Below are 14,528 nucleotides of genomic sequence, written 5' to 3' on the forward strand. Positions count from 1 at the left end.
ATGACAGCATTGAAAACGACAAACCCCGCCATGAGCGGGGTTTGTCGTTGTGGCAGCCGTTAACTGCTTACCACATCAGATCATCAGGAATCTGATAGGCCGCATATGGATCGTCTTCAGCCGCCGCTTCTTCGGTTTGCACGTTCAGCTGCACGATGCGTTGCGGATCGCGCTCCTGGATCTTCAGGGCCGCCTCACGGGGGATTACTTCGTAACCGCCAGCATGGTGCACGATCGCCAGCGAGCCGTTGCTGAGCTTGTTGCGCATCAACGTGTTGACGCAAAGGCGCTTGACCTTCTTGTCGTCGACGAAGTTGTAGTAGTCCTCGGTGGTCAGCTTCGGCAGGCGCGAGACTTCGATCAATTGCTTGACCTGCGCGGCACGGGCCTTGGCCTCGGCCTTCTCCTGCTGCTGGCGGTTCAGCTCCTGGTCGCGCTTTACCTTTTCGGCCATGGCTTCCTGGGCCGCACGCTGCTGGGAATCATCGAGTTCGATCTGGCCTTTATGGGCCAGGCGCTGTTGTTTCTGCTTCTCTTTGCCGACCTGTTTGGCCTGCTTTTGGTTGACCAGCCCTGCCTTTAGCAACTGGTCGCGAAGGGAAATGCTCATGGTGCTTATTTCTCACTTAGGCCACTGCTCATCCGCAGCTGGGCAAATTCTTTTCCTGACGTTTGGCTTCGCCCCACAAGGCGTCCAACTCTTCAAGGGTGCAATCTTCTATGGGACGGTGGGTGTCGCGCAATGCCTGTTCGATAAAACGGAAGCGTCTTTCAAATTTGCTGTTGGCGCCGCGCAAGGCGGTTTCCGGATCGACTTTAAGATGACGCGCCAGATTGACCACGGAGAACAGCAAGTCGCCGACCTCATCGGCAATCGCTGCCGAGTCATTGTCGGCCATCGCTTCGAGCACTTCATCGAGCTCTTCGCGGACCTTGTCCAGCACCGGCAAGGCGTCCGGCCAGTCGAAACCGACCTGCCCTGCGCGCTTCTGCAACTTGGCGGATCGGGATAACGCCGGCAGCGCGGCGGGTACATCATCGAGCAAGGACAACTGTTCCGGCGCCGCGGATTTCTCGGCGCGCTCTTCGGCCTTGATCTCTTCCCAGCGCTGTTTGACCTGTTCTTCACTCAGTCGCGGAACGTCCAGCGGCGCGTACAGATCGCCTGTGGGGAACACGTGGGGATGACGACGGATCAGCTTGCGGGTGATGCTGTCGATGACACCGGCGAATTCGAAGCGCCCTTCTTCCCGGGCCAGTTGGCTGTAATAAACCACCTGGAACAGCAAATCGCCCAGCTCACCCTGCAGGTGATCGAAGTCGCCGCGCTCGATGGCGTCGGCGACTTCGTAGGCTTCCTCAAGGGTGTGCGGGACGATGGTCGCGTAGGTTTGCTTGATGTCCCACGGGCAGCCGAACTGCGGATCGCGCAGTCGGTTCATCAGGTGCAGCAAATCTTCAAGGCCGTACATCATTTATCTCTCACCACAAAACCTGTGGGAGCTGGCCTGCCAGCGATGGCATCACCTCGACTCTACTGAAAGACCGAGGTGCCTGCATCGCTGGCAGGCCAGCTCCCACACGGGGGCATCTTCAAGGGGTACGGTTACGCCGGGTTTCGATGATGTTCGGCAACTGGGATATTCGCCCCAGCAACCGTCCCAATGCATCCAGCCCCGGAATCTCGATGGTCAGGGACATCAACGCCGTGTTGTCCTCTTTGTTCGAGCGGGTGTTGACCGCCAGCACGTTGATCCGTTCGTTGAGCAGCACTTGCGAGACGTCACGCAGCAAACCGGAACGGTCGTAGGCGCGAATGATGATGTCCACCGGATAGGTGAGCACCGGCACCGGGCCCCAGCTGACCTGGATGATCCGCTCTGGCTCGCGTCCGGCCAGTTGCAGCACCGAGGCGCAGTCCTGACGGTGAATGCTCACGCCACGACCCTGGGTGATGTAACCGACGATCGCATCGCCCGGCAACGGCTGGCAGCAGCCCGCCATTTGGGTCATGAGGTTGCCGACACCCTGGATCTGTATATCGCCGCGCTTGCCCGGCTTGTAGCCGGTGGCCTTGCGCGGAATCAGCTCCAGCTGTTCGTTGCCGCGTTCCGGCTCGACCAGTTGCTGCGCCAGGTTCACCAGTTGCGCCAGGCGCAAATCGCCTGCGCCCAACGCGGCGTACATGTCCTCGGCGGTTTTCATGTTGGCTTTGTCGGCCAGCTTGTCGAAATCCACCGCAGGCAAGCCAAGGCGACTGAGTTCGCGCTCGAGCAAGGTCTTGCCGGCCGCGACGTTCTGGTCGCGGGCCTGCAATTTGAACCAGTGAACGATCTTCGCCCGCGCCCGGGACGTGGTGATGTAGCCCAGGTTCGGGTTCAGCCAGTCGCGGCTCGGGGTGCCGTGCTTGCTGGTGATGATCTCGACTTGCTCACCGGTTTGCAGGCTGTAGTTGAGCGGTACGATGCGCCCGTTGATCTTCGCGCCACGGCAGTTGTGACCGATTTCGGTGTGCACGCGGTAGGCGAAGTCCAGCGGCGTCGCGCCTTTCGGCAAGTCGATGGCGTGGCCGTCCGGCGTGAAGATGTACACCCGGTCCGGTTCGATATCGACCCGCAGTTGTTCCGCCAGACCACCAATGTCGCCCAGCTCTTCATGCCACTCGAGGACCTGACGCAGCCAGGAGATTTTCTCTTCGTAGTGGTTGGAACCGGATTTGACGTCGGTGCCTTTGTAGCGCCAGTGCGCGCAAACGCCCAGCTCGGCTTCTTCGTGCATGGCGTGGGTGCGGATCTGCACTTCCAGCACCTTGCCCTCAGGCCCGATCACCGCAGTGTGCAGCGAGCGGTAGCCGTTCTCTTTCGGGTTGGCGATGTAGTCGTCGAATTCCTTCGGGATGTGCCGCCACAAGGTGTGGACGATGCCGAGCGCGGTGTAGCAGTCGCGCATTTCCGGCACCAGCACGCGCACGGCGCGCACGTCGTAGATCTGGCTGAACTCCAGACCCTTGCGCTGCATTTTGCGCCAGATCGAATAGATGTGTTTGGCCCGGCCGCTGATGTCGGCCTCGACGCCAGTGGCCTGCAATTCGACTTTCAGCTGGTTCATCACATCGGCGATGAAGCGCTCGCGATCCAGACGCCGTTCGTGCAACAACTTGGCGATCTGTTTGTACTGATCGGGCTCGAGGTAACGGAAGGACAAGTCCTCCAGTTCCCACTTGATGTGACCGATACCGAGACGGTGGGCGAGCGGCGCGTAGATGTCGAAGACTTCACGGGCGACGCGGTTGCGCTTCTCGTCGTCTGCGGTTTTCACCGCGCGGATCGCGCAGGTGCGCTCGGCCAGTTTGATCAGCGCGACGCGCACGTCGTCGACCATGGCCACGAGCATCTTGCGCAGGTTTTCGACCTGGCCTTGCGTGCCCAGCACCAACGATTGACGCGGGCTCAGGCTGGCGCTGATCGCCGCCATGCGCAACACGCCGTCGATGAGTTTGGCGACCACCGGACCGAAGCGCTGGCTCACGGCCGGCAGTTCGATCTGGCCTTCGCGCACGCCGCGGTACAGGACCGCGGCGACCAACGAATCCTGATCGAGTTTGAGGTCGGCGAGAATTTCGGCGATCTCAAGGCCCGTGCGGAAACTCGAGGTCCCTTCGGACCATAGATTCTTCGCCGCATTGGCTTGTTGTTCGGCGGTGCGAGCGAACTCGCACGCGTCCTTCAAGGCTTCGCGATCCAGTGCCAGATCGACACTGACCGCATGATCGAGCCAAGCCTCGAGGTTGATGCTGCCGTCCGTGTTGATCGGCTGGTGTGCTCTCACCTGTACCATCTTGCTTTACCTTCCCTACGACGCAGTTCAATGCGTCAAATCGCTGACCTTCGTTGCCGGGGATGCACTCGCGGGGCCAGGACGAGTGCTGCACGGGCGGGTCAGTCGGACCAGACGAGCCGTCCTAGCTCGCTTCAAATAACGCCATGGCCTCGACATGTGCCGTCTGAGGAAACATATCGAGAATCCCGGCACGTTTTAACCGGTAGCCCTGCTTGATCAATTCGACCGTGTCGCGCGCCAGAGTTGCAGGGTTGCACGACACATACACCAATCGTTCGGCGCCCAGGGCCTTGAGCTTGCGCACCACCTCGAAAGCACCGTCACGCGGTGGGTCCAAGAGTACCGCACAAAAGCCTTCCCGCGCCCATTCGGCATCGGTCACAGGCTGGGATAAATCGGCCTGAAAAAACGTCGCATTATGCAGATTGTTGCTAGCGGCGTTTGCAGCTGCCCGCTCGACCATAGCCTGCACACCTTCGACCGCCACCACTTCGCGAACGGCTTTGGCCAGCGGCAAGGCAAAGTTGCCCAACCCACAGAATAGATCGAGAACGCGTTCATCCGCTGTCGGCTTCAGCCAGTCCAGCGCCTGGGCGACCATGGCTTCATTGACCGCCGCGTTGACCTGAATGAAATCTCCCGGCCGGTACGCCAGGTTCAAATCCCACTGTTCAAGGCGATAGCCCAACGACTGATCGGCCTCGACCGGTTGCGGTTCACCTTCGCCATGCAGCCACAATTGAGCTTCATGAAACGCGCAGAAATCCTTGAGGATCGTCATATCGGCGTCGGACAACGGCGCCATGTGTCGCAGCAACACCGCCAAGGACGAACCACTGAACAATTCCACATGCCCCAGCACCTGAGGTTTGCTCAAGCGCCGCAACATCTCCGGCAAGCGGGTCATGATCGGTTGCAAGGGCTGTACCAGCACCGGGCATTCGTTGATTGCAACGATGTCCTGGCTGCCCGCCGCGCGGAAACCGACTTCGAGCTTTTTCGCTTTCATGTCCCAGCGCACCGCTACACGGGCGCGACGGCGGTAAGCGAACTCCGGACCGCTCAACGGCGCTGCCCACTCTTCAGGTTCGACACCAGCGACCTTGGACAATTGCTCGGCGAGCATGCGCTGTTTCAGGGCGAGTTGTTCGGTATGAGGCAGATGCTGAACACTGCAGCCACCACAGCGACCGGCATGCGGACACGGCGCCGGGCGACGCATTTCGCTGGCCTGGAAAACGCGCTCGGTGCGTGCCTCGACCACTTTGCCGTGGGCCCCCAACACGCGCGCCTCGACTTCTTCACCGGCCAATGCGCCGAGAACGAACCAGGTACGACCTTCGAAAAACGCGATGCCGCGACCGTCATTTGCCAGGCGCTCGATGGTCAGGCGCTGCTTTTTGCCGGTCGGAATTTGCGGGGCCTTGCTGCCGCCGGTGGGCTGGAAGCGCAGGCCTCTCTCATGCTTGGCCATCAGTTGGGCGCGTCGAAAATGCCGGTCGACAAGTAACGGTCGCCACGGTCGCAGATGATCGCGACGATCACCGCGTTTTCAACTTCTTTGGACAGGCGCAGCATGGCTGCCACGGCACCGCCCGAGGACACGCCGCAGAAGATGCCTTCTTCGCGGGCCAGGCGACGGGTCACGTCCTCGGCTTCGCTTTGCGCCATGTCGACGATGCGGTCCACGCGATCGGCCTGGTAGATCTTCGGCAGGTATTCCTGCGGCCAGCGACGGATGCCCGGAATCGCCGAGCCTTCCATCGGTTGCAGACCGACGATCTGCACGCTGTCACTCTGCTCTTTCAAGTAGCGCGACACGCCCATGATGGTGCCGGTGGTGCCCATCGAACTGACAAAGTGAGTGATGGTGCCCTCGGTCTGGCGCCAGATTTCCGGGCCGGTGGTGGTGTAGTGCGCTTCCGGGTTGTCCCCGTTGGCGAACTGGTCCAGCACCTTGCCACGGCCTTCGGCTTCCATTCGCTGAGCGAGGTCGCGAGCGCCTTCCATGCCTTCTTCCTGGGTCACCAGAATCAGCTCGGCGCCATAGGCCGTCATCGCGGCCTTGCGCTCGGCGCTGGAGTTGTCCGGCATGATCAGGATCATCTTGTAACCCTTGATCGCGGCGGCCATGGCCAGGGCGATCCCGGTGTTGCCCGAGGTCGCTTCGATCAGCGTATCGCCGACGTGGATCTGCCCGCGCAACTCGGCACGGGTGATCATCGACAGCGCCGGACGGTCCTTGACCGAACCCGCCGGGTTGTTCCCTTCGAGCTTGAGCAAAAGGGTATTGCTGGTGGCACCGGGCAAGCGCTGCAAACGGACCAGCGGAGTGTTGCCGACGCAATCGGCGATGGTTGGGTACTGCAAGGTCATGGCGTATTCGCAATCCAGACTGCGGGGGCGCCTATCATACCGGCAAACGTTGGAAGGCCATATCACGCAAAGTGCGGTGCTTATGGCTTATGGGAATAAGCGGCTGGCTCAGTACTGGGCTGCCTGCGCAACATTCGCGGCCAAGCTCGATCAGAAATTCCTTGAGGCGTGCCGGCAAGTCCTGATGCAGATCGGTTTCGACATGGGTACCGGGCATGTAGTGTCGCGGAATATCTCAAGTGCCAAGGGGTGGGTTGGTTTCAGTACGGCGGAGACTTTTGCCGGTTGGGTGACGCTTCGCTCAAACAGGGCAGCCTTGAACTGTCGCTCAAGCTCGCGCTTCGACCATTTCTCCTGTACTGCCATGCGCAGGTAGAACTCGCGTTCTTCCGGGTGTTCACTCTGGCTTAGGACAATCATGTTATGAGTCCAAGGCGATTGTCTCACCAGTGGTGAGACTTTTAAAATATCGGCGGTGGCTGGCGGGTTCTTCGCAAGCAGGCTAACTCCCACAGGAATAGCGCTACTCACACAATGTGTGGCCGCCCCACATCCACTGCGGGAGCGGGCTTGCCCGCGATGGCGTCATCACTGACAAACCCATCATCGGCCAATAGCCACATATTCAACCGCAACCCGGAACCCGCGTTCTCAGCCCAAAGCCGCCCGCCCTGCCGCTGCACTGCATTCCTGGCAATGCTCAACCCCAACCCGAACCCACCATTTCCGGGCCGCGACCCATCGAGCCGGGTGAAGGGCGAGAAAATCCGCTCCAGATCCTCTTCCGCCACCCCGCCCCCCTCGTCCTCGAGCCACAGGTGCCAGTGATCCCCCTCGCGCCGTCCATCCAAACGCACAACGCCGCCTTTGGGAGAATGACGAATGGCATTGCGCAGGATGTTTTCCAAGGCTTGCGCCAGGGTATTGAGATTGCCGCGCACCCAGCAGGAGGAATCCACCGCACACTGCAACTGGCCCAACGGGCAACAACTTTCATAGCAGGCGTTTTCCGTGAGCATTTCCCACAGCGCCTGAATCTGGATCGCTTCGTCGGGTAGCGGTGAGCGCTCGGTGTCGAGCCAGGCCAGTTGCAGCGTGTCCTCGACCAGACGCTGCATGCCATCGACTTCGCGGCCAATGCGTTCGCGCAGTTGTGTCAGGCTTTGCTCACCCTCGCTGGCCACCCGCAAACGGCTCAACGGCGTGCGCAACTCATGGGACAGGTCACGCAGCAACTGTTGTTGCAGGGCCACCGTACTTTGCAGGCGTTCGGACATGTGATCGAACGCGCGGCCCAGCTCACCCAGTTCATCTGAACGATTGGTGGTGCGATGTGACAGACGCACGCCCAGTTGATCGGCACGCCAGGCATTGGCCTGCTCGCGCAGTTGATTGAGGGGAACCACCAGCAATCGATACAACCCGACACACAGCAACAAGGTGAACAGCCCGGGAATCACGCCGTTGGTGATCACGCGCCAGAACACTCGGTAACGCCCAGGCATGAAACGCTGGGGCAATTCGATCACCAGGCTGCCGGCCGACGAGTCGCCGGGAAACGGTACGCGCAACCAAGGCAAGCGTTTTTTGTGAATAGGCCAATCGAGACCGCGCAGGAAGGTCAGGTGCTGGATTTCCGGGCCCGTCAGCGGCTGGCTGCTCAATGACTGTAAATCACCACCGATAACGCCCGCCCAACCCGCTTCACGCTGGTGCATTTCCTGTAGCCAGGCATCGACACCGGCACTCTGCCCCTGTTGCCACGCCTGCTCGGCTTCGGCGGCATAACGCGCCAGTGTGCGTCGGGCTTCGTCCGACAAAAACTGGTTGCGCTCTTCCATGTAGCGGCCCCAGGACCAGCTCAACCAGATCATCAGCAGACAGAACGCCACCAGCAGACAGGCGAGTTTCCAGAACAGCGAATGCCGGCCCGGCAGGTCAGACCATTTCATCGGCGGCACTCAAGACATACCCCTTGCCCCAGACCGTGCGCACTTCCCGCTCGGTGTAGCCGATGGCCTTGAGCTTTCTGCGGATCTGGCTGACGTGCATGTCGAGGCTGCGGTCGTGGGCCGCATAGCCCCGTTGCAGCACGTGTTGATAAAGGAAGGCCTTGCTCAACACTTCATCGCCGTTGCGGTTGAGCGTGTCCAGCAAGCGGTACTCGCTGCGGGTCAGGCCGGCGGCGTGTTCACCATAGAACACCTCGGAACATTCATCGTCGAAACGCAGGCTGTCTGCCGCCAGGGCAACAGGCGCGGGCGCGGGGCGACGATCCAGTGCGACGCGGCGCAGGATCGCTTCGATACGCACGCGCAATTCGGCCATGCTGAAGGGCTTGGGCAAGTAGTCATCGGCGCCGAGACGGAAACCGCTGATGCGATCCGCCTCGGCCCCCAGCGCCGACATCAGCACCACCGGGGTGGAATGGCTCTGGCGCAATTGGGTCAGCACGTTCAGTCCGTTCATGCCCGGGAGCAGAATGTCCATCAACACCACATCGAAGGCTTGTTTACGAGCCATCGCCAGCCCCTCCTGCCCGTTCTGGCACCAGGTCACCTGAAAACCGCTGCGGCCCAGCTGCTCGTGAACATAGGCACCGAGCACCAGATCGTCTTCGATGGAAAGAATGCGGGGATGGACGACAGAAATGGGAGTCATGAGTATCTGCAAATAATTCTCAGTTGGCGATTATTCAAGATTGCCTCGCCGGGGGCAACCCAAGGTTTTCCCACGACGCCAAAGCATTGAACGGCCCGACGAATGACGTCATCAATTTTACGAAGATTGCCCGCAAGCAAATCGCTACACTGCGCAAGTGGCGCGTGCCGGATGTACGCGCAGGTCCTAAATGGCTGGATGCAGGAGAAAGGCGTGCTCAAGAAACTGGGAATTAAAGGCCGCGTGCTGTTGCTGACCTTGCTTCCGACCAGCCTGATGGCCCTGGTGCTGGGCGGTTATTTCACCTGGATGCAGCAGTCCGACCTGCAGACCCAACTCATGCAGCGTGGCGAAATGATCGCCGAACAGCTCGCGCCTCTCGTGGCCCCGGCCATGGGTCACAAGGACACCGAACTGCTGGAACGCATCGCCACGCAATCCCTGGAAACCGCAGACGTGCGCGCGGTGACGTTCCTCGCCCCGGACCGCACGCTGCTTGCCCATGCCGGTCCGACCATGCTCAATCAGGCGCCATTGGGCAATGGCTCGCAGATGCTGCGCCGCAGTGGCAATGATGCGACGCGTTACCTGCTGCCAGTGTTCGGCAAGCATCGCAATCTGGCCGGCGACCTGATTCCCGAGGAAGCCGACCGCCTGCTGGGCTGGGTCGAACTCGAACTGTCCCATAACGGCATGCTGCTGCGCGGTTATCGCAGCCTGTTCGCCAGCCTTTTATTGATCGGCGCGGGCCTCGCCGGTGCGGCGCTGCTGGCGCTGCGCATGGGCCGGACCATCAACCGGCCGCTGAGCCAGATCAAGCAAGCGGTGGCGCAACTCAAGGACGGCCATCTGGAAACCCGCCTGCCGCCGCTCGGCAGTCAGGAGCTGGATGAGCTCGCGTCCGGCATCAACCGCATGGCCGGCACCCTGCAAAACGCCCAAGAAGAATTGCAGCACAGCATCGACCAGGCCACCGAAGACGTGCGCCAGAATCTGGAAACCATCGAAATCCAGAACATCGAGCTGGACCTGGCGCGTAAAGAGGCCCTGGAAGCGAGCCGGATCAAATCCGAGTTCCTGGCCAACATGAGCCATGAAATCCGCACGCCGCTCAACGGCATTCTCGGTTTCACCCACCTGCTGCAAAAAAGCGAGCTGACCCCGCGCCAGCTCGATTACCTGGGCACCATCGAGAAATCCGCCGACAGCCTGCTGGGGATCATCAACGAGATCCTCGACTTCTCGAAAATCGAGGCCGGCAAGCTGGTGCTCGACCATATTCCGTTCAACCTGCGCGATTTGCTCCAGGACACCCTGACCATCCTCGCCCCGGCCGCCCACGCCAAACAGCTGGAGCTGGTGAGCCTGGTGTATCGCGACACGCCGCTGTCGCTGGTCGGCGATCCGCTGCGACTCAAGCAGATCCTCACCAACCTGGTGAGCAACGCAATCAAGTTCACCCGCGAGGGCACGATCGTCGCCCGCGCCATGCTCGAAGAAGAACACGAAGACAGCGTGCAGCTGCGCATCAGCATTCAGGACACCGGCATCGGCCTGTCGAACGAGGACGTGCGGGCGCTGTTCCAGGCTTTCAGCCAGGCCGACAACTCGCTGTCCCGGCAACCCGGCGGCACCGGTTTGGGATTGGTGATTTCCAAGCGTTTGATCGAACAGATGGGCGGCGAGATCGGCGTCGACAGCACACCGGGCGAAGGCTCCGAATTCTGGATCAGCCTGAGCCTGCCGAAAACCCGTGACGATGCCGAAGACCTGCCCGGTCCGCCGCTGCTCGGGCGTCGCGTGGCCGTGCTGGAGAACCACGAACTGGCGCGCCAGGCGTTGCAGCATCAACTGGAAGACTGTGGCCTGGAAGTGACGCCGTTCAACACCCTGGAAAGCCTGACCAATGGCGTGACCGGCGCGCACCAGACCGATCAGGCGATCGATCTCGCCGTGCTCGGCATCACCAGCAACGACATGCCGCCGGAACGCCTGAACCAGCACATCTGGGACCTCGAACACCTCGGCTGCAAGGTGCTGGTGCTGTGCCCGACCACCGAGCAGACGCTGTTTCACCTTTCGGTGCCCAACCCGCACAGCCAGCTTCAAGCCAAACCGGCCTGCACCCGCAAGCTGCGCCGGGCCTTGTCCGATCTGGTCAATCCGCGCCAGCAACGCAGCGACCCCGGCGAACCGGTGTCCAGCCGTGCGCCGAAGGTGCTGTGTGTGGACGACAACCCGGCCAATCTGTTGCTGGTGCAAACCCTGCTTGAAGACCTGGGCGCCAAGGTTCTCGCAGTGGAAAGCGGTTACGCCGCGGTCAAAGCGGTGCAGACCGAGACGTTCGATCTGGTGTTGATGGACGTGCAGATGCCCGGCATGGACGGGCGCCAGAGCACCGAAACCATTCGCCAGTGGGAAAGCGAACGGCATTGCACGCCATTGCCGATCGTGGCCCTCACCGCCCACGCCATGGCCAACGAAAAACGCGCGCTGCTGCAAAGCGGCATGGACGATTACCTGACCAAGCCGATCAGCGAACGGCAACTGGCGCAGGTGGTGTTGAAGTGGACCGGCCTGGCGCTGCGCAATCAAGGGCCGGATCGTTCCAGCGACAGCCATGGCGGCAGCCACGAGTTGCAGGTGCTGGATCACGAAGAAGGGTTGCGCCTGGCTGCCGGCAAGGCGGATCTGGCAGCGGACATGCTGGCGATGTTGCTGGCGTCCCTGGAAGCCGACCGCGAAGCGATCCGCGTGGCCCGCGAGATCAACGACCACAATGCCTTGATCGAACGGGTGCATCGCCTGCATGGCGCGACCCGTTATTGCGGCGTGCCGCAACTGCGCGCGGCCTGCCAGCGCAGCGAAACCCTGCTCAAGCAACAAGACCCGAAAGCGCCCGGCGCACTGGAAGATCTCGACCGCGCCATCAATCGCCTGGCGGCTCATGCCCGTATAAATGCTTGACGCAGCGCAAGGAGGCCGGACACCACTGCGCCAGGCTCCCACAGGATCGGGACAAGGAGAAAAATATGCGTACGATTCTTTTCAGCAGCCAGACCTACGACCGCGACAGTTTTCTCGACGCCGACCTCCCCGCCGGCATCGAGCTGCACTTTCAATCCGCGCGACTGAGCCTGGACACGGCGGCGCTGGCGGAACATCACGAGGTGGTCTGCGCTTTCATCAATGATGACCTCAGTGCGCCGGTGCTCGAACGTCTTGCGGCCGGCGGCACACGCCTGATAGCCCTGCGTTCGGCCGGGTACAACCATGTCGACCTTGCGGTAGCGAAGCGTCTGGGGTTGTCGGTCGTGCGGGTTCCGGCCTACTCGCCCCATGCCGTGGCCGAGCATGCGGTGGCGTTGATCCTGGCGCTCAACCGGCGCCTGCATCGCGCCTACAACCGAACTCGCGAAGGGGATTTCAGCCTCCATGGGCTGACCGGGTTTGACCTGGTGGGCAAGACGGTCGGCGTAGTCGGCACGGGGCAGATCGGCGCGACCTTCGCGAAAATCATGAACGGTTTCGGCTGTGAGCTACTGGCTTACGACCCTTACCCCAATCCGCAGGTCGAAGCCCTAGGCGCACGTTATCTGAGCTTGCCGCAGCTGCTGGCCGAGTCGCAGATCATCAGCCTGCATTGCCCGCTCAACGCACAGAGCAAACACCTGATCAACCGCGAATCACTGGCGCACATGCAACCCGGTGCCATGTTGATCAACACCGGGCGTGGCGGTCTGGTGGACACGCCGGCGCTGATCGACGCGTTGAAGGATGGTCAACTCGGTTATCTGGGGCTGGACGTGTATGAGGAGGAAGCGCAGCTGTTCTTCGAGGACCGATCCGATTTGCCGTTGCAGGATGATGTGCTGGCACGCCTGCTGACCTTCCCGAATGTGATCGTCACCGCGCACCAGGCCTTCCTGACCCATGAAGCCCTGGGCGCCATTGCCGCGACAACGTTGCAGAACATTGCAGCCTGGGCGGCGGGCAATCTGCAAAATCAGGTCGAGGCTGGCTGAACCGGATCGAAGGTCACTTCCCTGCGCGGTGCGGCGTCGATGTCCGTGCTAGCATGCCGCGCATATTTGGAGGACCCATGGTCGAACACGATTTCCGCTATAGCCTGATGAACCCGCAACACACCCTCACCGAATGCCGCGCCCTGGTGCCGGGGCGTTATCAAGTCACCGGCAACGGCGGCTCGATACGCAACAATGACGTGCTGGTCGTGACCCTCAAAGGTGCCAAGGACTTGTCCATGCGCCTGACCGTCGAAACGGTTCGCCACCTGATCAACCCGCCCGGCCAATGGGTCGCGGTGGCCAGTGGCCCGGTGTTCGGCGAACTGGCGATCCACACCTGGAAAGTCAACTGCGACAGTTGTGCCAAAGAGCTCAGCTTCGAGTTCGCGGTGGATGCCAAGCTGGGCAACAAGGCCGAAAAACCCGCCGCTACTGCGCGGATTGCGGAGTTGGGCTGGAAGTCGGTCGGCGAGAAACACCTGTGCCCGAAATGCCAGGAGCCTGCGTGATGAAACGCCTTGCCCTGACCGCGATGGTCGGCGCCAGCCTGCTGGGCTGCGCCGCTGAACCGGTGCAATTGCAGCAGAATCGCAGCTACATTCTGGAATGGATCGGCGAACGTCCGCTGATGGATTACAGCCACCTGACCGTCACCCTCGGTGAAGACGGTCGCGCCTACGGCAATGGCGGCTGCAATCACTGGTTCGCACCGTACACGCTCGACGGCGACAAGCTGAGCTTCGGCAAGGTCGGCAGTACTCGCAAACTGTGCGCGCCAGCGCTCATGGAACAGGAAAAGCGCTTCCTCCAGGCCCTGGAAAACGTACAGCGCTGGGATGTTTCGCCAATCGACCAGATGCGCTTCTGGCCGGCTGAAGGCAAGCCGTTGCGTTGGTGGCTTGAAGAGGGGTAAATCCCCTCTGCCGAACCCAGGTGATTTACTGTGGCAGGAGCTTTTGTGGCGAGGGGATTTATCCCCGTTGGACTGCGCGGCAGTCCCTTTTTTGGGGCCGCTTCGCGACCCAACGGGGATAAATCCCCTCACCACAAAAGCCCCCTGCCCACAAATGCCCTGCGTAATCAGTTGGTCGCCTGCAACGCCTCAAGCTTCGCCATCACCCCCGCCGCCGTCTGCTCGCCCATCAGCTGTTCGCGCACCTTGCCCTTGTTATCGATGATGTACGTCACCGGCAACGCCTCGCTGCGCGGCAATTCAAACAGCTCCGCCGGATCCGACGCCAACACAGTGAACCGGATCCCCAGTTTCTCACTGGCAGTTTTCAGCTCTTCGCCCTGCACATTGTCGAAGTTGACCCCGAACACACCGATCTTCCTGTCCTTCAACTGATCGGCCAGCCCGTTCAGTTCCGGGATCTCGGTCCGGCACGGACCACACCATTCGGCCCAGTAATTGAGCACCAGCCATTGTTTGTCCAGACGTTCGGCGGCGACTTTATGGCCGTTCTGATCGATGCCATAGTCGTTGCCGCAGCCCCCCAGTATCAGCGTTCCGAAGATCGCCAGTGCCGCTGCCAGTCGCCTTGTCATGTCGTGATCCTTGTTCAAAATTGAATGCGCCTGCGACCCATCGCCTCCCAAGGTTCTGGATTACGCGCTGCACAG

12 protein-coding genes and 1 pseudogene are annotated in these 14,528 nt (G+C 61.2%); 4 read left to right on the forward strand and 9 right to left on the reverse strand.

Annotation, left to right across the window (positions count from 1 at the left end):
- Positions 1-67 precede the first annotated feature (67 nt).
- From ACM1ZW_RS01295 to ACM1ZW_RS01330, 8 genes and pseudogenes are all read right to left on the reverse strand, one after another.
- Positions 68-610 (reverse strand): DUF2058 domain-containing protein, encoded by a 543-nt coding sequence (locus ACM1ZW_RS01295; protein ID WP_017340167.1) that lies wholly within the window; start codon positions 608-610, stop codon positions 68-70.
- Positions 611-638: 28 nt separating this feature from the next.
- Positions 639-1,472 carry a nucleoside triphosphate pyrophosphohydrolase gene (gene mazG / locus ACM1ZW_RS01300; RefSeq protein ID WP_414879098.1) on the reverse strand — a complete coding sequence of 278 codons (834 nt, stop codon included), beginning with the start codon at positions 1,470-1,472 and terminating at the stop codon, positions 639-641.
- A 121-nt stretch (positions 1,473-1,593) separates the two neighbouring features.
- On the reverse strand, positions 1,594-3,837 hold the full coding sequence (gene relA / locus ACM1ZW_RS01305) for a GTP diphosphokinase (protein ID WP_017340169.1): 2,244 nt from the start codon (positions 3,835-3,837) through the stop codon (positions 1,594-1,596).
- A 124-nt stretch (positions 3,838-3,961) separates the two neighbouring features.
- Positions 3,962-5,314, reverse strand: a complete 1,353-nt coding sequence (rlmD, locus tag ACM1ZW_RS01310; RefSeq protein WP_416740041.1) for a 23S rRNA (uracil(1939)-C(5))-methyltransferase RlmD — start codon at positions 5,312-5,314, stop codon at positions 3,962-3,964.
- A complete protein-coding gene (gene cysM / locus ACM1ZW_RS01315; RefSeq protein WP_017340171.1) occupies positions 5,314-6,216 on the reverse strand; it encodes a cysteine synthase CysM in 903 nt (300 codons plus the stop codon). Before cysM ends, rlmD begins: the two co-directional genes overlap by 1 nt.
- A gap of 127 nt (positions 6,217-6,343) precedes the next feature.
- Positions 6,344-6,678, reverse strand: a pseudogene (locus tag ACM1ZW_RS01320) (DUF1016 N-terminal domain-containing protein); the annotation flags it as partial.
- Positions 6,679-6,743: 65 nt separating this feature from the next.
- The gene (locus ACM1ZW_RS01325; protein ID WP_416740042.1) at positions 6,744-8,168 is read right to left on the reverse strand and encodes a histidine kinase sensor domain-containing protein; all 1,425 of its coding nucleotides are present in this window, start codon (positions 8,166-8,168) and stop codon (positions 6,744-6,746) included.
- Positions 8,155-8,877 carry a response regulator transcription factor gene (locus ACM1ZW_RS01330; protein ID WP_017340173.1) on the reverse strand — a complete coding sequence of 241 codons (723 nt, stop codon included), beginning with the start codon at positions 8,875-8,877 and terminating at the stop codon, positions 8,155-8,157. The genes ACM1ZW_RS01325 and ACM1ZW_RS01330 overlap by 14 nt, the downstream gene beginning before the upstream one ends.
- A 213-nt stretch (positions 8,878-9,090) precedes the next feature.
- On the opposite strand from ACM1ZW_RS01330, the gene ACM1ZW_RS01335 reads away from it, so the two are divergent.
- The 4 genes from ACM1ZW_RS01335 (at position 9,091) to ACM1ZW_RS01350 (ending at position 13,818) form a co-directional block, all read left to right on the forward strand.
- Positions 9,091-11,844, forward strand: a complete 2,754-nt coding sequence (locus ACM1ZW_RS01335) for a response regulator (protein WP_414879084.1) — start codon at positions 9,091-9,093, stop codon at positions 11,842-11,844.
- 65 nt (positions 11,845-11,909) lie between these two features.
- Positions 11,910-12,902 carry a 2-hydroxyacid dehydrogenase gene (locus ACM1ZW_RS01340; protein ID WP_017340175.1) on the forward strand — a complete coding sequence of 331 codons (993 nt, stop codon included), beginning with the start codon at positions 11,910-11,912 and terminating at the stop codon, positions 12,900-12,902.
- Positions 12,903-12,979: 77 nt separating this feature from the next.
- Complete coding sequence (locus ACM1ZW_RS01345; protein WP_017340176.1) at positions 12,980-13,414, forward strand: hypothetical protein; 435 nt, start codon at positions 12,980-12,982, stop codon at positions 13,412-13,414.
- The gene (locus tag ACM1ZW_RS01350) at positions 13,414-13,818 is read left to right on the forward strand and encodes an META domain-containing protein (RefSeq protein WP_017340177.1); all 405 of its coding nucleotides are present in this window, start codon (positions 13,414-13,416) and stop codon (positions 13,816-13,818) included. The genes ACM1ZW_RS01345 and ACM1ZW_RS01350 overlap by 1 nt, the downstream gene beginning before the upstream one ends.
- Positions 13,819-13,985: 167 nt before the next feature.
- Here ACM1ZW_RS01350 and ACM1ZW_RS01355 read toward each other — a convergent pair whose 3' ends face one another.
- Entirely contained in the window at positions 13,986-14,453 is a 468-nt protein-coding gene (locus tag ACM1ZW_RS01355; RefSeq protein ID WP_017340178.1) for a TlpA disulfide reductase family protein, read from the reverse strand.
- Positions 14,454-14,528 lie beyond the last annotated feature (75 nt).

Source organism: Pseudomonas sp. NFX71, assembly GCF_048079215.1.
GTDB lineage: Bacteria > Pseudomonadota > Gammaproteobacteria > Pseudomonadales > Pseudomonadaceae > Aquipseudomonas > Aquipseudomonas fluorescens_B.